14 protein-coding genes are annotated in these 19,842 nt (G+C 64.4%); 5 read left to right on the forward strand and 9 right to left on the reverse strand.

What is annotated here, in order from left to right:
- Positions 1 to 85: 85 nt before the first annotated feature.
- The 5 genes from QX034_RS23425 to QX034_RS23445 all read right to left on the reverse strand — a co-directional run bounded on the left by QX034_RS23425 (position 86) and on the right by QX034_RS23445 (position 5,471).
- Entirely contained in the window at positions 86 to 988 is a 903-nt protein-coding gene (locus tag QX034_RS23425; RefSeq protein ID WP_315706268.1) for an ABC transporter permease, read from the reverse strand.
- Complete coding sequence (locus tag QX034_RS23430) at positions 989 to 1,912, reverse strand: ABC transporter permease (protein ID WP_315706355.1); 924 nt, start codon at positions 1,910 to 1,912, stop codon at positions 989 to 991.
- Between the two features lie 121 nt (positions 1,913 to 2,033).
- Entirely contained in the window at positions 2,034 to 3,326 is a 1,293-nt protein-coding gene (locus QX034_RS23435) for a PotD/PotF family extracellular solute-binding protein (protein WP_315706267.1), read from the reverse strand.
- A 20-nt stretch (positions 3,327 to 3,346) separates the two neighbouring features.
- The gene (locus QX034_RS23440) at positions 3,347 to 4,387 is read right to left on the reverse strand and encodes an ABC transporter ATP-binding protein (RefSeq protein ID WP_315706266.1); all 1,041 of its coding nucleotides are present in this window, start codon (positions 4,385 to 4,387) and stop codon (positions 3,347 to 3,349) included.
- A 421-nt stretch (positions 4,388 to 4,808) separates the two neighbouring features.
- Positions 4,809 to 5,471 (reverse strand): aldolase, encoded by a 663-nt coding sequence (locus tag QX034_RS23445; protein ID WP_316167980.1) that lies wholly within the window; start codon positions 5,469 to 5,471, stop codon positions 4,809 to 4,811.
- 222 nt (positions 5,472 to 5,693) lie between these two features.
- Here QX034_RS23445 and ltnD point away from each other — a divergent pair, with 222 nt between their 5' ends.
- The 5 genes from ltnD (at position 5,694) to QX034_RS23470 (ending at position 13,082) form a co-directional block, all read left to right on the forward strand.
- A complete protein-coding gene (gene ltnD / locus QX034_RS23450; RefSeq protein ID WP_315706264.1) occupies positions 5,694 to 6,707 on the forward strand; it encodes an L-threonate dehydrogenase in 1,014 nt (337 codons plus the stop codon).
- Positions 6,708 to 6,730: 23 nt separating this feature from the next.
- A complete protein-coding gene (gene otnI / locus QX034_RS23455) occupies positions 6,731 to 7,513 on the forward strand; it encodes a 2-oxo-tetronate isomerase (protein ID WP_316167982.1) in 783 nt (260 codons plus the stop codon).
- On the forward strand, positions 7,510 to 8,787 hold the full coding sequence (otnK, locus tag QX034_RS23460) for a 3-oxo-tetronate kinase (RefSeq protein ID WP_316195849.1): 1,278 nt from the start codon (positions 7,510 to 7,512) through the stop codon (positions 8,785 to 8,787). Before otnI ends, otnK begins: the two co-directional genes overlap by 4 nt.
- Positions 8,788 to 9,074: 287 nt before the next feature.
- A complete protein-coding gene (locus QX034_RS23465; RefSeq protein WP_316195850.1) occupies positions 9,075 to 11,102 on the forward strand; it encodes a HAMP domain-containing methyl-accepting chemotaxis protein in 2,028 nt (675 codons plus the stop codon).
- Positions 11,103 to 11,390: 288 nt separating this feature from the next.
- On the forward strand, positions 11,391 to 13,082 hold the full coding sequence (locus QX034_RS23470; RefSeq protein WP_315706260.1) for a methyl-accepting chemotaxis protein: 1,692 nt from the start codon (positions 11,391 to 11,393) through the stop codon (positions 13,080 to 13,082).
- Between the two features lie 58 nt (positions 13,083 to 13,140).
- Here the strand turns inward: QX034_RS23470 and QX034_RS23475 are convergent, their stop codons facing one another.
- The 4 genes from QX034_RS23475 to QX034_RS23490 are packed head-to-tail and all read right to left on the reverse strand — an operon-like array spanning position 13,141 to position 19,368.
- Positions 13,141 to 15,057, reverse strand: a complete 1,917-nt coding sequence (locus tag QX034_RS23475; RefSeq protein WP_315706259.1) for a diguanylate cyclase domain-containing protein — start codon at positions 15,055 to 15,057, stop codon at positions 13,141 to 13,143.
- Positions 15,054 to 16,166 carry a hypothetical protein gene (locus tag QX034_RS23480; protein ID WP_315706258.1) on the reverse strand — a complete coding sequence of 371 codons (1,113 nt, stop codon included), beginning with the start codon at positions 16,164 to 16,166 and terminating at the stop codon, positions 15,054 to 15,056. Before QX034_RS23480 ends, QX034_RS23475 begins: the two co-directional genes overlap by 4 nt.
- A 26-nt stretch (positions 16,167 to 16,192) precedes the next feature.
- Positions 16,193 to 18,163 (reverse strand): glycosyltransferase, encoded by a 1,971-nt coding sequence (locus tag QX034_RS23485; protein WP_315706257.1) that lies wholly within the window; start codon positions 18,161 to 18,163, stop codon positions 16,193 to 16,195.
- Positions 18,163 to 19,368 carry an HlyD family secretion protein gene (locus QX034_RS23490; protein ID WP_315706256.1) on the reverse strand — a complete coding sequence of 402 codons (1,206 nt, stop codon included), beginning with the start codon at positions 19,366 to 19,368 and terminating at the stop codon, positions 18,163 to 18,165. The genes QX034_RS23485 and QX034_RS23490 overlap by 1 nt, the downstream gene beginning before the upstream one ends.
- Positions 19,369 to 19,842: the final 474 nt, after the last annotated feature.

The raw sequence follows: 19,842 nt of genomic DNA on the forward strand, positions 1-19,842 counted from the left end.
TCGCTTTGCCCACCCTACGGTTCTTCGCTCCTCGCAATGACGAAGAGCCTACTCGCAATGACGGAAGCTATTGGCGCGGGCAGCCCTACAACGTGCCCTTGCCGGCGTCGGAGCCGTGGCGGCGCTGGCGCGCCTGCAGCACCAGGATGACGGCGAGTGCGGCGAAGATCACCAGGAACGACACCGCTGACGTCAATGTTCCGAGCGCGTAGATGTCCGGCTTGGTCACCGTCGTGGTCAGGCCCTGCAATTCCAGCGGCAGGGTGTTGACCGAGCCGATCGCCTGGCTGGAGCGGGCCAGCTCGTCCCAGGACAGCGTGAAGCCGAACAGGCCGATGCCGACCACCGATGGCAGGATGATCGGCAGCACCACGTAGCGAAACGTCTGCCACGGCGTGGCGCCGAGGTCGCGCGCGGCTTCCTCGAGACGGCCGTCGAAGCGGTTGAAGATCGCGAACATGATCAGCAGGCCGAATGGCAACGTCCAGGTCAGATGCGCGCCGAGGCCTGAGGTGAACAGGCCCATGCCGGTGGTCCAGCCGTCGGCGAGCCATCCGAGCCCGACATCGGCGCCGTGTTTGTTGATGAAATCGTCGAGCAGGCGGAATTCCAAGGCGATGCCGAGCGAGGTGATGATCGAGGGCATGATCAGGCTGGCGATCGCGGTGTAGAACAGGATCGACGATCCGCGGAACGGCTTGCGGAACGCCATACCGGCGGCCACCGAGAGCACCACCGTGATCACCATCACGACCAGGCCGAGCGCGAGCGAGCGTTTGAACGCGGCGCCGATATCGACGATTCCGGCGCCGGAAAACACCTTGCCGAACCAGACGAGCGATACGCCGTTCATCGGGAAGGTGAGGCCGCCATCCGGCCCCTGGAAGGACAGGATGTAGATCGCGATCATCGGGCCGTACAGGAACAGCACATAGGCCGCGAAGAATGCGGCGAGGATGTAGAAGGAGCGTGGACGTCTGTCTCCCATTTACAGCTCCTTGCGCACGTCGACGATCCGCGTCAGCGCGGAGATGATCAGGATGGTGACGCCGAGCAGGATGACCGCGTTCGCCGCCGCGGCTGGAAACTGCAGCGCGGAGAGACGCGATTCGATGATCTTGCCGGCCGATGCGATCTGCTGGCCGCCCATCACGCCGACCGTGACGAAGTCGCCCATCACGATCGTGATCACGAAGATCGAGCCGATCACGATGCCCGGCTTCGATAAGGGAATGACGATGTTCACCAGGGTCTGCCAGCCGCTCGCGCCGGCGTCATAGGCGGCCTCGATCAGCCGCTTGTCGATGCGGACCATCGAGTTGAAGATCGGTACCACCATGAAGAAGGTGAAGAGGTGCACCAGCGCCAACACGACCGAGAATTCGGAGAACAGCAGCCATTCGATCGGTTGGCCGATCAGGCCGGTGCCGATCAGGCCCTGGTTGACGAGACCGTTGCGGCCGAGCAGGGGGATCCAGGCGATCATGCGGATCACGTTCGATGTCCAGAACGGAATCGTGCAGAGCAGCGACAGCACGATCTGCCAGGTCTTGCTGCGGACGTGAAATGCGAGGAAGTAGGCCACCCAGAAGCCGATGAAGAGCGTGAGGCTCCAGGTGAGCAGGCAAAGCTTCAACGTCTTCAGATAGGTTTTCAGGATGGTGCAGAGTTCGGGCAAGCCCGAGATGCAGCCTTCGAACGTATCGGTGTAGCCGCGCAGGCTGAACGCCGGGATCATCTCATATTCGTTGTAGTCCCAGGCGCTGACGATGATGACGAGAATGAGCGGCAAAAGGAAGAACAGCGCAAACACCAGCATCATCGGCCCGGCCTGCAGCCAGGCGATGGACCGCATCGCAGCTTTGCGCAGTCCGCTGCCGGATGTTGCCTGGTCCGAACCGGACGCGGCCATCGGCGCGAGCTGCGAGGTCAGATCGGCGGTGCCGGTATCCTGCGTCATGACAACGATCTTTGGAGAAGTCTATGGAAGGTGCGTGCCGCGCCATCCGGCGCGACACGCAATCAGGTGATCATCAGGCCGCGATGAACTCGTTCCACTTGCGGACCATGTAGTCGTTCTCGTCCATCACGGCGTTCCAGCAGGCCACCGCCCCCATGCGATCGTCGTAGGAGCCACCGTCACGCACCGCGCCGGCCTTCTCGAGCAGGGTGCCGTCCGGCGCCTTGATGTCGTTCTTCGCCGGCTTGCCTTCCATCCAATAGCCCCATTCGTCTTCGGTCATGTTGGCCTTGGCGGTGGAGAGCACGGCGGAATAGTAGCCCTGGCGGTTGAGATAGGCGCCGGCCCAGCCGGAGAGATACCAGTTGACGAACTCATAGGCCCAGTCGAGCTTGGGTCCGCCGGCCACGGCCTTGGAAACGCAGAAGCCCGAGGCCCAGGAGCGATAGCCTTCCTTGAGCGGCTGGAAGATGCAGGGGATGCCCATCGACCGCACCTTGGTCACGGCGGGCGACCACATCGACTGGATCACGGTCTCGCCTGAGGCCATCAGGTTGACGGACTCGTTGAAGTCCTTCCAGAAGGCGCGGAACTGGCCGGCCTTCTTGGCTTCGGTCAGCACTTTCATGGTGAGGTCGATCTCGGCCTTGGTCATGTTGCCCTTGTCGGCATATTTGTATTGGCCGGTCGCTTCGACCACCATCGCGGCGTCCATGATGCCGATCGAGGGGATGTTGAGGATCGAAGCCTTGCCCTTGAATTCGGGGTTGAGCAGCTCCGCCCAGGAGTCGATCGGGCGCTTGATCAGGTCGGGGCGGATGCCGAGCGTGTCGGCATTGTACACGGTCGGGATCAGCGTGATGTACTCGGTCGGCGTGGCCGAGAAGGTCTTCGAGTTCGCTCCGTCGAGGTAGAGCACCTTCCATGGCGCGGTGCCCTGGCCGCCGATCTTCTTGCCGTTCGGCAGCTCACCCTTGGTGAACACCGGCGTGATGTTGTCGAATTCCTTGATCTTCTTGGCGTCGAGCGGAAAGATGTTGCCCGAGGGCACCAGCTTTTTCAGCGAGAAATACTCGGTGTCAAGCACGTCGAACGAGTTCGGCTGGGTGATGACGCGCTTGGTCACGTCGTCGGTGGTCGCGGTGATGTATTCGATCTTGATGCCGGTATCGGCGAGGCACTTCTTCGAGATCTCGTCGCCTTCGTTCACGGCCGTGCCGAGGTAGCGCAGCACTTTCGCATCGGCTGACTTGACATAGGGAAAGCCGGTGATGGCGCCCGAACCCGCGGCGAGGCCAGCGATACCGGCGGCTCCCTTGAGCAGGCGTCGCCGGCTGATGGTGGTCTTCTTCGAACGATCGGTCATGGTGGTCTCCATGGAGGATATCAAGCGACAAGTTCAGGCGATGTGGCGGCTGCCGGGCTGCGCGGCGAGGTCAGCGGATCGGCGAGCGCTGGATTCCAGGTCGCGATCACTTGCTCGCCGATGCTGTAGCTCGTGGCGTCGAACTGATCGTCGGTGAGCTGAGCGGAGATCTCGCGGCCGCCATCGGCCGCGGCTATGGCGACGAGCACATAAGTGCCCTGATATTCGATCTTGCTGATCGTGCCCGAGACCTGCGGCCCGTCGATCGCCTGTCCCGGCTTCTTCAGGAGAATGCGGTCGACGCGCACCGCGTAGCTCGCATCGCCGAGGGTGATGACGTTATGGCCGCCGATGAATTTCGCGGCGAATTCGGTGCGCGGGTGGTTGAAGATCTCACGCGGGCTGCCCTGCTGCTCGATGCGGCCGGCATTCATCAGCACCACGAGGTCGGACAGCGCCATCGCCTCGTCCTGCCCGTGGGTCACGTGAATGAAAGTCAGCCCCAGCTCGCGCTGCAACCGCTTCAGCTCGGCGCGCATGCGCAGTCGCAGGAACGGGTCGAGCGCCGACAGCGGCTCGTCCAGCAGCAGGATCTGCGGCGAGGTGATCAGCGCGCGGGCCAGCGCGACGCGCTGCTGCTGGCCGCCGGAGAGCTGCGCCGGCAGCCGCGCCTCATAGGCCTGCATGTCGACGAGCTCGAGCAGCTTGCGGGCTTCGGCATGGCGCTCCGCTTTTGCGACGCCCTTCATCTTCAAGGCAAAGGCGACGTTGTCGATCACGGAGAGATGCGGGAACAGCGCATAGGACTGGAACATCATCGCGGTGCCGCGCCCGGCCGGCGGCAGATCGGTGACGTTCTTCGCGCCGACTATGATGTCGCCGGAGGACACCGATTCGTGCCCCGCGATCATCCGCAGGGTCGAGGTCTTGCCGCAGCCGGAGGGGCCGAGCAGGCAGCAATAGGAGCCGGCAGGAATCTTCAGATCGATCGCGTCGACGGCGGTGACGTGGCCGTACATTTTCGTGACCTGCACCAGTTCCAAGCTCGCGCCTGCCGCCATCCGAATTCCATCCCTCTCGTAAGGCTGGAAGCGCGGCTTGAGCTCCGGTCGGCGCCGCGTTCCAACCGCCAGACATCTGCAACGGATATGCCAGCTGCCGGGGTGGACGCGCTGGCGCGCTCCGTATTTGCACTCAGCTCGATCGTATCCAGCGATAGGGGCGCGCAGGCGCAAGACGGCGCACGCGCAAGTCGAGGAGCCGTGAGCGCCACCGGGAGCAACACTGGTGCTGGTGCTGAGCAGGCCCCGCCTCAGTGCCCAACGAGAGCTTCGCTCCACATGATCGCTGCCTTAATTCTGGGCAGTTTTCCTCATTTGAGGCACAGGCTCAAGGGGCTGCATGCAATGTATCAGCCGGGAACGCCAGCAGCCTCGGCTTTGCCGTGCCGCGAGCCAAAGGCTTACATCTCAGGCTGACGTCTCACGTGTGAACGTGCGGCTCAGGCAGCGTCAGCCCGAAGGTCTTGACGAGGTCGGCGATCTGCTGCGGCGAGAGATAGCGGGGATTCATCCCGCGCAGCAGGAGATAGAGCTTGGCCGTCTCCTCCAGCTCCTCCATAGCGAACACGGCCGCTTCCAGCGTGTCGCCGGATACGACGGGGCCATGATTGGCGAGCAGCACCGAGGAATAGCGTCCGGCCAGGCCTTTGATTGCGTCGGCCACCGCCGGATCGCCCGGCCGGTGATAGGGCACGAGCGCGGTCTGGCCGCAGCGCATCAGATAATAAGGAGTCAGCGGCGGCAGGGCGGCCCGCGGGTCGATCTCGGGCAGCATCGAGAGCGCCACGGAATGGGTGGAGTGCAGATGCACAACGGCACGGGCCGTGCTCCGGCTTTGGTACAGCGCGGTGTGCAGCGGCACCTCCTTGGTCGGCGCATCGCCGGAGACGAGCTTGCCACCGGCATCGAGCCGCGACAGCCGGGCCGGATCGAGGAAACCGAGCGAGGCATTGGTCGGCGTCACCAGCCAGCCGCCATCGTCGAGCCTGACGCTGATATTGCCGGACGAACCCGGGGTCAGCCCACGCTCGAACAGCGAGCGGCCGAACCGGCAGATGGCTTCGCGTAATCTCGTTTCTGCCATGGCGTGGAGTCCTCGCTGTTATCTAGACGATCAATGGACCTTTGCTTTTTGCCCTTGAAGCCAACCGACGGCGACGTAGGCGCCAAAGGCGTCGTCCATAGATCGCGACGATGGTCAACACGCTGCCGGCGATCATTGAGGGCAACCCGATCAGTACCCACAAAAAAATCAGAAATGTAGGGGGCATGCGGCTTCGCTCCGAGGGCCCGTCGGATTCTGGCGATGTTCTCTCATGCTTTGGCAGCGTGGCCAAGCCATGCTACCGAAAGGGGGAGCCGGGCCAACCGGCTGAGATCAGGAAACGCCTTGAGGATTTGCCGTATGTCATCGCCATCTCAAACGAAAGTCGCCGTGATCGGGCTCGGCTCGATGGGCTTTGGCATGGCCACTTCGCTGCGGCGCAGCGGTTTTGCGGTGACCGGTTGCGACGTCTCCGCGGATGCGGTTGCGCGCTTCGTGGCGGAGGGCGGGAAGGGAGCCAAGACGCCGGCCGAAGCGGCTGAAAGTGCCGACATCGTCGTCAGCGTCGTCGTCAATGCCGCGCAGACCGAGGCGATCCTGTTCGGCGCCGGCGGCGTGGCCGAGACGCTTCCCAAGGAGTCCGTGTTCATCTCCTCGGCGACCATGGACCCCGACGTCGCGCGTCGGCTCGCCAAGCAGCTGGAGGCGACGGGCCGGCATTATCTCGATGCGCCGATCTCCGGTGGCGCGCAGCGCGCCGCGCAAGGCGAATTGACGATCCTCGCCTCCGGCAGCGCCGCGGCCTTTGCCAAGGCCCGGCCGGCGCTGGATGCGATGGCGGCCAAGCTCTACGAATTGGGCGAGGCGGCAGGGCAGGGTGCTGCGTTCAAGATGATCAACCAGCTGCTCGCCGGCGTCCATATCGCCGCTGCGTGCGAGGCCATCGCGTTCGCCGCCAAGCAGGGTCTCGACATCAGGAAGGTCTATGAAGTGATCACGGCCTCAGCGGGCAATTCCTGGATGTTCGAGAATCGGATGCCGCACGTGCTCGACGGCGACTATGCGCCGCGCAGCGCGGTCGAGATCTTCGTGAAGGATCTCGGCATCATCCAGGACATGGCGCGATCGACGCGCTTCCCGGTGCCGGTCGCATCGGCCGCGTTGCAGATGTTCCTGATGACGGCAGCGGCCGGCATGGGCCGCGACGATGATGCCTCGGTGGCTCGGATGTATGCGCAGGTGACCGGCACGACGCTGCCGGGCTCATCCAAGTAACGACGTCACGACGAGTTCTCAGCATGCCCCGTTTTGCCGCCAATCTCACCATGATGTTCACCGAGCATCCGTTTCTCGACCGCTTCGCGGCGGCCGCGAAGGCCGGCTTCACCGCGGTGGAATTCCTGTTTCCCTATGCCTATCCGGCCGAGGAGGTCGGCAAGCGGTTGCATGACAACGGCCTGACCCAGGCGCTGTTCAACCTGCCGCCTGGGGATTGGGACGCCGGCGAGAAGGGCTTTGCGGCGCTGCCGGAGCGCTTCGATGATCTCAAGGCGAGCCTCGCGACGGCGTTGCCTTACGCGGAGGCGACCGGCGTGAAGCGCGTGCATCTGATGGCCGGCATCGCCGAGCGCAGTGACGCCAAGGCGGTCGAGGCCTTCATAAAATCGGTGACATGGGCCGCGGAGTTCTTGGCGCCTCACGGCCTCGACGTCGTGATCGAGCCGATCAACGCCCGCAACGTCCCCGGCTACTTCCTCAACGACTTTACTTTTGCGCGCGACCTGATCCGGGAGCTGAAGATCCCGAACCTGAAGCTGCAGTTCGACATCTATCATTGCCAGATCATCCATGGCGACGTGACGATGCGGTTGCGCGAGATGATCGACATCATCGGCCACATCCAGATCGCCAGCATCCCCTCGCGCCACGAGCCCGACGGCGAGGAGCTGAACTACCCCTTCCTGTTCGCCGAGCTCGACCGGCTCGGCTATGCCGGCTTTGTCGGCTGCGAATACAATCCGCGCGGCAAGACGGAAGAGGGCCTGGGATGGTTCGCGCCATATAGGAGAGTGAAGCCATGACCATCAAGCTTGGCTGCATCGCCGACGACTATACCGGAGCCTCCGATCTCGCCAACACGCTGACGCGCGCAGGGCTTCGCACCGTGCAGACCATCGGCGTGCCGGCCGAGGACCTTGCGCTGCCGGACGTCGACGCCGTCGTCGTGTCCCTGAAGAGCCGATCGATCGCGGCACCGCTGGCGGTGGCCCGCTCGCGCGAGGCGGAGACATGGCTGCGCGGCCGCGGTGCCGATCACGTACTGTTCAAGATCTGCTCGACCTTCGATTCCACCGACGCCGGCAATATTGGTCCGGTGATGGACGCGCTGCGCGACGATGCCGGCGAAACGATCGTGCTGGTGACGCCGGCCTTTCCCGAGACCGGTCGCACCGTCTATCAGGGGCATCTGTTCGTGGGCCACGTGCCGCTGAACGAGAGCCCGTTGAAGGATCATCCCCTCAATCCGATGCACGATGCCAACTTGGTGCGGGTGTTGTCGCGCCAGAGCCGTGCCAAGATCGGCCTGGTCGATCTCGCCACTGTTGTTCGCGGCCCCGAGGCGGTGCGTGCCCGCCTGGCAGACCTCGCCGGCCAAGGTATCGGCGCTGCCATCATTGATGCAGCGTTCGATGCCGATCTCACCACGATCGGGACGGTGGCGGTGCGCCATCGCGTATCGGTCGGTGCTTCGGGCATCGGGCTTGGGCTCGCGCGGGCGCTGGTCGAATCCGGCGGTGTCAAAGCTGCGGCTGCCGATGCCGCGAACGACGCTCCGGTCGGAGGCCCGGCGGCATGCCTGGCCGGCAGCTGCTCGCAGGCGACGCTGGCGCAGATCGCTCAGGCTGAAAAGATCATGCCGGTGCTCCACCTCGATCCCGAGCAGATCCTCGCGGGCAAGGACGAGGCACGCCGCGCGCTGGCCTGGGCGATCGAATGTCTTGCGGACGATCCGGTGCTGATCGCTGCGAGCGCCGCGCCTGAACAGGTGGCCGCCGTGCAGGCACGCCATGGCCGTGAGGTCGCCGGACACGCGATCGAGCAGACGATGGCTGAGATCGCCGAGGGGCTGGTGCAGGCAGGCGTGCGACGGCTCGTCGTCGCGGGAGGCGAGACGTCGGGGGCGGTGGTCGATCGGCTCAAGATTCCGGCCTTCCTGGTCGGACCCGAAATCGCACCCGGCGTGCCGGTGTTGCGCACTGTCGGCGCGCGATCTGCCGAAATGCTGCTGGCGCTCAAATCCGGCAATTTTGGCGGTCCCCAATTCTTCTTGGACGCGCTTGGGTTGATGCGCTGAGCCTGGTGTCGCCAATTTTATCCATGCAAAAATGCTTGGCGCGGTTGCGGCGGGAGGTGAGCCGCCACCTGTTAGTCCGAACGGTCTGAATGAGTTTTCATCAGATGCACATCTGATGAGCCGGAGTGCTGGGTCTCGCGCCGCTCTCTGGCTTGGGTCGGGCCACAGTTCGACGTGCGCTCGTGCTTAGCGATGCACGGTCATCCCGTAGATTAACGGTCTCTATGGACCTTATCCTTATACCCTGGAGCTGGACGCCGCTGATGCGTCCATCTGTAGGTGGGGCAATGAAACTGAATCGGATTGGCTACAAACTCGGACTCGCCGGCGCCATCGGCGCGACTCTCGCGATCGGCATGATCGCAAATCAGATGATCGCAGAGCATGCGGTCAACGCGGCAAACGAGCAGACCGAGCGTTCGCAGCGCGTCGTCGAAAGCGTGATGGCGGCGAGCATCGACATGCAGCAGAGCCAGCTTGCCGGTCGTACGGCGCGGTTGGCACGGGTGCCGGTCGAGGCCGAGAAGGCAGCGGCCGATATTCAGCAGTTCTCCACTGCGATGACCAGGGATATTGATGGAGCCCTGGCCAACGTGACGAGCGCCGAAGATCGCGCGCGGCTCAACCGGCTCAGGGAACTGATGACGAACTATTCCTCCGGTGCGGTCGAGCTGGCGCAAGCGCAGAAGTCCCTGCTGCGGGAGATCGACAAGCGCAGCGCAGTATCCGACGAATGGACCAAGAGTCTTCAGGCCGTGCTCACATCGCCGGCGTTGCCGAACCTTGCTTTCCGCGAGCGCGTTGAGCGGCAGCTTCATGCCGCGGATGCCAAGCTGAACTATATGCGCGCGATGGCCTGGCAATTCGGCATGACCGGCGATGCTAACGCGACCACGCTGCTCAAGCGGGCCATGCCGTTCTTGAAAAGCGCGCTGACCGATGCGCGCATGCTTGCCGACGATCGCGCGTTGCAAGCCGCGATCAACCGGCTGAACGGCATCGCATCCGATTTTACGGCCGCCAACGATGAGGTGGTCAAGATCGAGAGTCTCAAGGAGGTGCTGCTGCGCGATCGGACGCTCAAATATCTCGGCGAGGCCGGCGAATTAATGGATGCATCGATCAGCGATGCGCACGCGCAGCAGGCAAGTGCCAGACGGCACGCCGACGAAGTGGCGGCGCAGGCCGGCGAACTCACGCTAATCGCGGGCGTGGCGGTTCTTCTCTCCGTGGTGGCATCGGTCGTATTCTCCTTCCTCGGCATTGCCCGGCCGCTGATGCGATTGAATGCAGCGCTGGCCGAGATGGCGCAAGGCAGGCTCGACATCCGCATTCCCGGCGCCGGCCGCGGCGACGAGATTGGCGACCTCGCGAAGACCGTGACCGTGATCCAGGCCAACGCGGAACGGAAGGCTAATGCCGAGGCGGAGGCCAAGAGCGAGCAGGATGCCATGACGGCCCGTCATCGCAAGGCCGACATGCAGCGGCTCGCTTATCAGTTCGAGGAGGCGATCGGCGAGATCGTCAACACGGTGTCGTCGGCGTCGGCGCAGCTCGAGAGCTCGGCCGGCACTTTGACCGCGACGGCCGATCGCTCGAAGCAGCTGGCGACCGCGGTCTCGGCGGCCTCGGAGGAGGCGACCACCAACGTCCAGTCGGTGGCATCTGCGACCGAACAGATGGCCTCCTCGGTCACCGAGATCAGCCGGCAGGTGCAGGAATCCGCGCGCATCGCCGGCGAGGCGGTCGGCCAGGCCCGCACCACCACCGTCCGGGTCAGCGAACTCTCGAAGGCGGCGACCCGCATCGGCGACGTCGTCGAACTGATCAACACCATCGCGGGTCAGACCAACCTCCTGGCGCTGAACGCCACGATCGAAGCGGCGCGCGCCGGTGATGCCGGCCGCGGCTTTGCGGTGGTGGCGTCCGAAGTGAAGGCATTGGCCGAGCAGACCGCGAAGGCGACCGGCGAGATCGGCCAGCAGATCGCGGGTATCCAGGCCGCGACGCAGGAGTCCGTGGGCGCGATCCGCGACATCTCCTCCACGATCGAGAAGCTGGCGGAAATTTCGTCGACGATCGCCGCCGCTGTGGAGGAGCAGGGCGCGGCGACCCAGGAAATCTCGCGCAATGTGCAGCAGGCGGCGCACGGCACCCAGCAGGTCTCGTCCAACATCACCGATGTCGAGCGCGGCGCCACAGAGACCGGCTCGGCTTCGACCGAGGTGCTGGCGGCCGCCAAAGCCCTGTCCGCAGACAGCCAGCGGCTGCGGGTCGAGGTCGGCAAGTTTCTGGGTTCGGTTCGCGCGGCCTAGCTCACGCCGTTCGAAACGACGAATGGTCACGGAGCATCACGCGGCTTGCCGCGATATCGCAACGTCGTTCACTCCGGCGTGATCACATGGCGGCTGTACCGACGGTACGGCCGTACCTTAATGCGATCTCAATCATTTTTTCGTTCCGTGAAATTACGGAACGGTTCTCGATTCACCCTTCAAGGCTTGCATCAGGGCGTTCCCTGGACCTTCGGCCCGCGTAAGCCCGCCGGCGTCCGCATTCTGCTGCCCGCGCGCGCCGCGCCCGAAAGTAAAGAGACGACAGCCATGCTTGCCCAATATTCAATCCGCGCGAAGATCATCTCGGTCGTCGCCTTCCTGCTGCTTGCCGTCACCGGCACCGGACTATTGGCGGTCGTCAACGTGCGCGCGATCAACGCCAACACGGTCGAGATCGCGACTATCCGCCTCCCAAGCGTGCGCCTGCTGGGCGAGATACGGCAGGGGTTCATCCAGAATCGCAATGTCGTCCGTGCGCATCTGCTTGCCGAGACCATGGAAGACAAGCTGAGGATCGAGACCACCCTGGCGTCGAATGCGCAGGCGACAGAGCGCGCCATCGAAGCTTACCAGCGCTTGATCGCATCGCCGGAAGAACGGGCCAACTACGACGAGTGGTCGAAGGCCTGGACACAATACAAGCAGGACGTCAAGGACGTGCTTGCGCTTTCGCAGAGGGACGCCGGCAAGTTTGCGCGCGAGGCCAACGATCTGAACACCAGGAAGGCCTCCAAGCTTCTGATGGCAGCCGAGGAGGTTCTGAAGAACGGCATCGAACTCAACAACAGGCTTGCGGACAAGGCCAATAACGATGCCGCGCAGAGCTATTCATCGGTCCTCACCATGATGACGGCCATCCTGCTTCTCACCTTGATCGCCGGCGTCGCGCTCAGCGCCTATCTGGTTCGCGACGTCTCGAGCGGAATCGCCTCGATCGTGAAGCCGATGCAGTCGCTCAGCGACGGTGACCTCTCGGCGGAAGTGCCGCACCGGGGCGAGAAGACCGAGATCGGCACGATGGCCGATGCCTTGCAGCTGTTCAAGGAGGCCCTGATCGCCAAGAAGGCCGCGGATGAGGCCAACGCGCACGATGCCGAAGCCAAGATCGCCCGCGGCCGCCGTGTCGACGACATCACGCGCAATTTCGAGGCGATGATCGGCGAAATCGTCAACACGGTCTCCTCGGCCTCGACGCAGCTCGAGAGCTCGGCCGGCACCTTGACCTCGACGGCCGATCGCTCGAAGCAGCTGGCGACCGCGGTCTCGGCGGCCTCGGAGGAGGCGACCACCAACGTCCAGTCGGTGGCATCTGCGACCGAACAGATGGCCTCCTCGGTCACCGAGATCAGCCGGCAGGTGCAGGAATCCGCGCGCATCGCCGGCGAGGCGGTCGGCCAGGCCCGCACCACCACCGTCCGGGTCAGCGAACTCTCGAAGGCGGCGACCCGCATCGGCGACGTCGTCGAACTGATCAACACCATCGCGGGTCAGACCAACCTCCTGGCGCTGAACGCCACGATCGAAGCGGCGCGCGCCGGTGATGCCGGCCGCGGCTTTGCGGTGGTGGCGTCCGAAGTGAAGGCATTGGCCGAGCAGACCGCGAAGGCGACCGGCGAGATCGGCCAGCAGATTTCGGGTATTCAGGCCGCGACCCAGGAATCCGTGAGTGCGATCCGCGATATCTCCTCCACGATCGAGAAGCTGGCGGAGATTTCGTCGACGATTGCGGCCGCTGTCGAGGAGCAGGGCGCAGCGACCCAGGAGATTTCGCGCAACGTGCAGCAGGCGGCCCACGGCACTCAGCAGGTCTCGTCCAACATCACCGACGTCGAGCGCGGCGCCACAGAGACCGGCTCGGCCTCGACCGAGGTGCTCGCGGCCGCCAAAGCCCTGTCCGCAGACAGTCAGCGGCTGCGGGTCGAGGTCGGCAAGTTCCTGGGTTCGGTTCGCGCGGCCTGATGGCGCGGGTCTGACGCGACCCTGTCAGCAGCGCCGGCCGCAGTGCCGCTATTGTTGATCATGCCCGTGCGACATTGGGCAGAGGCACGACTTGTGCCGACATCATCAATCGGTCGCGGCCGGCCATCTTGGCGGCATAGAGCGCCTTGTCGGCTGCATCGACGAGGCGGTTGGGATCCATTTCGCCGATCGGGATCATCGTGGTGCCGCCGAGGCTCAGCGTGACCGTCCGCGACGGCGGGTTGAGATCGTGCGGAATGCCGAGCGCGCCGACGGCCGCGCGGATTCGCTCTCCGACCTGAATGCAGCCGTTGGCGTCGGTGCCCGGCAGCAGCAGCGCGAACTCCTCGCCACCGTAGCGCGCGGCCACGTCGGCCGGGCGCTGAGCCTGTTCGGCGAGCACACGGGCTACCGCTCGCAGACAGTCGTCGCCAGCCTGATGACCGTAATTGTCGTTGTATTTCTTGAACAGGTCGACATCGATCAGGAGCAGCGACAACGGCCCACCCTCGCGCCGCGCCCGTCCGCATTCTTCCTTCAGGTGCGCGTCGAAGTGACGACGATTGGCAAGTCCTGTGAGGCCGTCCGACAGCGCTAGCGCCGTCAGCTTCTCCGCCGCCGTCTTGAACTCGGTGATATCGCGCGAGATTGCCACCATGCCATCGATCTGTCCGCGTCGATTGCGGGTGACGCGCAGGGCGGTTTCGATCCAGATCTCGCCTTTCTCGCGGTGACGATTGCGGTAGACGATCCGGGCTTCCTCGATTTCGCCCGCCTGCAGCGCGTTGGCGGTACGCTGAATGCCGGGCAGATCTTCATTGTTGAGGCCGGCGAGAGCCGACGTGCCCACGAGCTGCTCCGGCCGCCAGCCGATCACCTGCAGGCTGGAGGGGGAGGCGTAGCGGATTTCTCCGTCGAAGCCGATTCGCGTAATCAGGTCGCCCGAATGTTCGGCGATGAGCCGGAAATCCGCTTCTCCTTCCGAGAGTGCCAACACCAGGCCCTCGCGCTGACGCAACTGGCGGACCACGATGATGCCGGCGGCCGCGATCATGCAGGTCAGCAGGAGCACCGTCCCCATCCGGATCAGCGCAGCATGACGCCAGGACGCGAGCAACTCGTCCTTCGCTTCGGTGGCGACCACCACGACCGGGTAACGCTTGGCGAACTGATAGAAGCTGACCCTTTCGCGGCCATCGAGCGGCGAGGTGAAGTGAAAGGTGCCGGACGACGGCCGCCCATCGAGTTGCTTGAACAGATCCAGGCTCGAGAGATTCCGGCCGACGTAGTGGCCGTCATCGGGGGCGCGGGCAAGAATGACTCCCTTTCTGCTCATCAGGAATATGGAGCCGTTCCTGCCCACGTTGAATTGACTATAGAAATTTTCAAGGTAGTTCGCGTCGACCGTGACAAGGGCGACGCCGCCGAAGGCGCCGTCGGGGCGGTTGAAGCGTCGCGACACGGTGATGACCCATTGCCCAGTGATGGCGCTTTTCACCGGCGGGCCGATGAGGGAGCTGCGATCGGTCGAGGTACGATGGTGCTCGAAATAGACCTGATCGGCGTCGTTGCGACCGGTGAGGTCGACGGTTTCGCTGGTGGCAAGCCAGCGGCCGTCTTCGCCAAGGACGACGACGCCGCCGATGCGGTTGTCCTTCTTCCGGCGATCGAGATAACGTTGGAGCTCGGCGAGCGCTGTGGGGCTTGTGCCGCGGAGTTCGAGTTGGTTGACGAGCATGTTGAGCACCGTATCAGCGAGCTCGAACGTGTCGTCGGCGTGCTGCGATAGCGAGACGGCGAGGTTCGCCATATCGGTTTCGGCGTTGCGCAGCTCGGATTGCCGCGCCGTCCACTCGCGCCAGCCGCTGAGGGCAATGATGGCGATGCAGGCGAGAGCGACCAGGCCCGCGACCTTCGGCGTCAGGCGCATTCGGTCGTGACCGTCGTCGCGGATTTTGTCGCGGGCACCGCTCATATGCCGCTTCCGCTGTCTTCCGGTGGGCTGCGCACTTTCCCCATCAGCTTCGACTGAAGCCTGACCAGGGCGTCGCGCAGCCGCGTCGCCTCGTCGTACCGGGTTTCCCGAGCCAGCATGCCGGAAAACGGATCTTTAACCATGGCCTCCGCAGCGTGGGCAAGACGGCGCAGCGGCGTCACCACCCATTGCGCGGCGAAATTGAGCAGGACCAGGATCGAGAACACGCCACCGGCAACATTGAACCAGAACGAGCGCACCAGCTCGCGCGTCGGCGCCATCGCGGCAACGGCGTCCTGCCGGATCAGGAGGGACCAGCCGAAGCTCGGCAGATCGGCGTACCCCACAGTGGGGATGGTGACGGTGAAATAGTCCTTGCCGTCGGGCCATCGCTCGATGAGAGCGACCGAAGCCCCGCGGCTTGCGGCTTGCGCCGAGCCGATCGTCAGCGGCTTGCCGACGAGATCCGGCGCGCCGAATAGCACGATGCCGTCGCGCGACAGCAACACCAGATCGATGTTGCGCGACGCCAGCGCCGCGACGGATTCGATGACCCATTTCCAGTCGATCTGGGCGCCGATGACACCGGCGGGGGCGCCGTCATGCATCAACGGAGCCGACATGGCGATGAAGCGGTACGGTCCCGATGCCGTCTGCAACAGCCGTTCCAGCGCCTCGGACTCGTGATCATCCACCGCCGTCGGCGCTCCGAGCCCCTGCCTGAACCAGCGCAGGTCCGCGACGCTTCGCCCTTCCGCCATTCCGTCCTTGCTCGCGATCACCTTGCCGCCGGGGTCGGCAATGCCGAGCCAGGCATAGCGCTGCTCGAGCTGGCTCACGAACTGGATCTGCCGCCGCGCCTCCGGGATGTCAGCGGGATCGATGATCGCGGCGAGGCGCGACACGTCGATCCACATGCTGTACATCTGCCGCGCCAGCAGGCTTGCGCTGAGCTCGCCACGCGTCCTCAGTTGCTCGATCGCGAGTTCCTCGCCGCGTCGCTGCAGCGACGCCGAATAGAGGACGGCTGCGGCCAGCGCCGTCACGACGATCAGCGTCGCGCCGCCGAGGAACACCGCAGTCTGCAAGCTCCACCGTCGCCTCGTCATCGGCTTCTCCTCAATCTGCCATGTCCTCAATCTGCCATGGCTCGCGCCAGCTCGTGCAGCATGCGGCCGAGATCGCCACTGTCGGCGCCGGGCACCCCGCTCGCCGTGTGCAGCCGCTCGATGATCTGGGCTCGCTGTTGTGGCGTCACCGCAAATATCAGCCGGTAACCATCGTCGGTCGGCGCCGCGACCCTGGTCTCGATGTCGCCGATCAGCGGCAGCGTGAGCGTGCCGGTGGCGCCCGTCGCAAGGCCGACCGGACCGCTGACGCGCGCGCCGCCGGGGCCCAGATTGACGATCCAGCCGCGTTGTGCTTCGCCGCCGACCGTCAGGGTGATCGGCTCGACGATCTGGCGTTGCGGCCGGTTGTAGCGCGGACGGTCGATGCACACGGCGATCGCCACCGACAGCACCAGAATGTTGTAGACCGTCCAGAACATCACGACGACGACGCCGTCTCCGGCGGTCGGCGCCGTATTGAAGACGAAGTCGGAGGTCAGCGAGACGATCAGGCCGCCCACCGAGAGTGCGAGCAACATTATGAAGGGACGCATCAAGGGCCACTGGACGATGATCTTCGCCCGATCGCCGCCTTTGGCCGTCACCGAGAACTTGTGCGGTCCTTTGGTCAGGAGGCCGAGAACGGTGGCCCTGAAGATCGGCCATGCGACCACGAGCTGCGTGACATCGTTAAGGATCGGCACGAACAGCCGCTTGGAGATCCAGTTCAGGGTCGCCATCAGCGCGAGATAATACGGCACATAGTAGCTGATGACGTCGGTGACGTTCGCATTGACCACCATGATGCCGGTCCACCAGTACAATAGTGGACAGATCACGCCGGCGAGGCGGAATGAAAAGGTTGTGCTCCAGTAGAGGAACGAGTCCAGGACGCTCAAGCGGTCGATCAGGCGGAGATTGTTATGTCCGAACGGGTTGTACACGTTGCGGACGATCTGCATCATGCCGAGGCACCAGCGGCTGCGCTGCGTCACATATTCCGGCAGGCCTTCGGCCGCGAGCCCTTCCGACAGGGCCTCGTTGAGGTAGACCGTTCGCCAGCCATGTTCGGACAGCCGCAGCGTCAGCAAGAAATCCTCGGTGACGCTCTCGGTCGGTACGCCGCCAATCTCCTCGACGGCGCGAGCCCGCAACATCGATGAGGTGCCGCTGCAGGCGGCGATGCCCCAGGCGTCGCGCGACGGTTGGACATTGTCGAAGAAGTGGCGCTGATCGTCGGGATAGGCCGTGCCGATGCCGAGATTGTGCTGGATCGGGTCCGAATTGAAGAAGTGCTGAGGCGTCTGCGCGAGGCCCACGGTCGGCTCATGAAACAGCGCCAGCGTCCGTTCGATGAAGTCGGCATGGGGCACGAAGTCGGCATCGAAAATGGCGACGAAGTCCGGCCGGTCCGCATCCAGCGCCCGCAGTCGCAAGGCATTGTTGATGTTGCCGGCCTTGGCATGCGACTTGTCGCTACGGGCGAAATAGCCGATGCCGTGCTCCGTGCAGAGATCCCGCAGCCAGGGCCGACTGCCGTCGTCGAGGATGAACACGCGTAACGACGGATAATCGATCGCCTTGGCGCCGACGATGGTTCGCTCCAGGACTTCGATTCGTTCGTCGTAGGTCGGAATGAAGATGTCGACCCGCGGCGGCGGTCCCGGAAGCCACCAGCCGGCATGGCGGTCGGCCTCGGTGGTCCGCTCCTTCGTACGGGCAAGGATGACGAAGGCCACGGACGAGGACAGAAGCGTCAGCGCCTCCAGGATGGCAAAGCCCCAGCTGAACGCCGCACTCGTCGTCCACCCCAGTGGCGCCAGCGTGACGGTGAATCGCCAAGCGATGTAACGCCAGCCCAGCAGGATGGAGCCGCCCAGGAGCAGGGCCCGCCAGTACCATATCTTCGGGTCGAGGAGGGGCAGCATCAGGAGGCGCAGTCCGACGATGATGGCAGCGCCTGCGAACGCGGACAGGAATGGCGACAGCGTCGGCATCAGTAGCCGTACCGTGTGACGAAGCGGCGGAATGCCGCGATTGGACCGCTGGTGAAGATCACTCGGCCGGTGCGCCCGATGGCGCAGGACAGATCCGGCTGCTTGGCGAGATCGGGCACCGCAACGGTGACGTCGAACCGCTGTAAGTGCTGCGGCGTCGGGCCGACGGCGAGATTGGCGTAGAGTTGCGACGCGCCCGAGCCTCCGAGACGGGTCACCGTCCCATCGAATATCCGGTCGTCGCCGAACAGGCGGAACTGCACCGGCACGCCGATCGTCAGGCTGTCATAGAGTGTTTCGGGAACGCTCGCGGTCACCACGAGACTGTTGCAGTCGACCAGCTTGACGAGATCCTGGCCGCGACGGGCATATTCGCCATCGTCGACGAGGAAGTCCCAGGCCATGCCCGGCACACGGGCCTTCAGCGTCGCCGATGTCAGCCGGTTGATCCGGACATGTTCGGCGTCGATCTGCTGCTCGTATTGGGCAAGGCGCGCTTGGATCTGCTGCTCGTCCACGGCCAGTTCGGCGAGGCGCAGGTCCAGCTCGCGGATGCGCTGCATCGAGAACGGCACGTCGTTGTAGGAGTCGCCGATGAAGACCCCCGACTGCGCGGAGCTGAGCTCTGTCTCGAAATAATTGGTGCGCTGCTTCGCGCTTTCCACATCCTGCTTGGCGACGTCGAGCGAGGAACTGGCCTGGTCAAGATTGGCGACCGTCTGGACCCCGCGCTCCTTCAGTTCGTTGGCGCGCGCGAAGGTGGCGTCCGCGAGCTTCAGCCGGGCGGCGGCGGCATCCTGCGCCGCCTTGGCCTCGGCGATGCGCGCTTCGATCTGGCGGACGCGGCCCGTCTTGTAGTCGGTCGACTGGGTTTTGAAGGCGGCCCGCGACTGCTCGAGCGCCGAACGTTGTGCCGGTATCCGCTTGAGCGCGATCTTCTGCTCGTCACGCTCGCGTTCGAGATTGAGCAGGCGTGTGGTATCGAACCTGTCATCGACGATCTCGGCGATGAGTTCCCCGGTGTTGACCCGGGCGCCGATATTCGTCACCGCCAGCGTCACGCGGCCTTCAATCGGCGCGCGCACGACGTAGAGCCGGGCATTGACGGTCGCGTCTCCCGAAGTTCCGGCGAAATGCTCGCCGATGAGGATGTAGAGGCCGCCGGCCAGCAGCAGGACGCCGATGATGATGCGACCCAGTTTCATGCGCCCATCCCGTGCAGCAGTCTTCTGCAGCACCCCCGGTTCGATCGCTGCGCGCAACGCAGCCGCTTGTTTCCAGGTAGCATGAACGAATTCCGCTACTTTGACGCTAGTCAAGGGAACCTGACGGCAGGAGCGGATTTGCGACAGGTCCCTGTCAGGCGCGCGAGGGAGCCTGGCGCGCTGACAAGTTCAGGATTCAAGTCGGGCTTGGTGCCTGACATTCGCTTAAGCGGCGCGCAGATCTCGTGATGCGAATGTCAGACACGCCACCCGGGGCCTGGGCTCGCCCCGGGCATCTTGCTCGGCCCGAAATGAATCGAGTCGATCGCTTCTCTTCATTCCGTACTGCTACGGTGCGGCCCGTTAACTCGGTTTAAGCTGCAGTGCGGTCTTACTCGAAGGAAATTTTCACTCTCGCAACTGTCCGCGCTGAAGCGGCAGTGCGCTGCGCCGCTGCAAGAAGAGATCTGCACC

The sequence above is a fragment of the Bradyrhizobium sp. SZCCHNR3119 genome (assembly GCF_032487775.1).
In the GTDB taxonomy this organism is placed as follows: Bacteria; Pseudomonadota; Alphaproteobacteria; order Rhizobiales; family Xanthobacteraceae; genus Bradyrhizobium.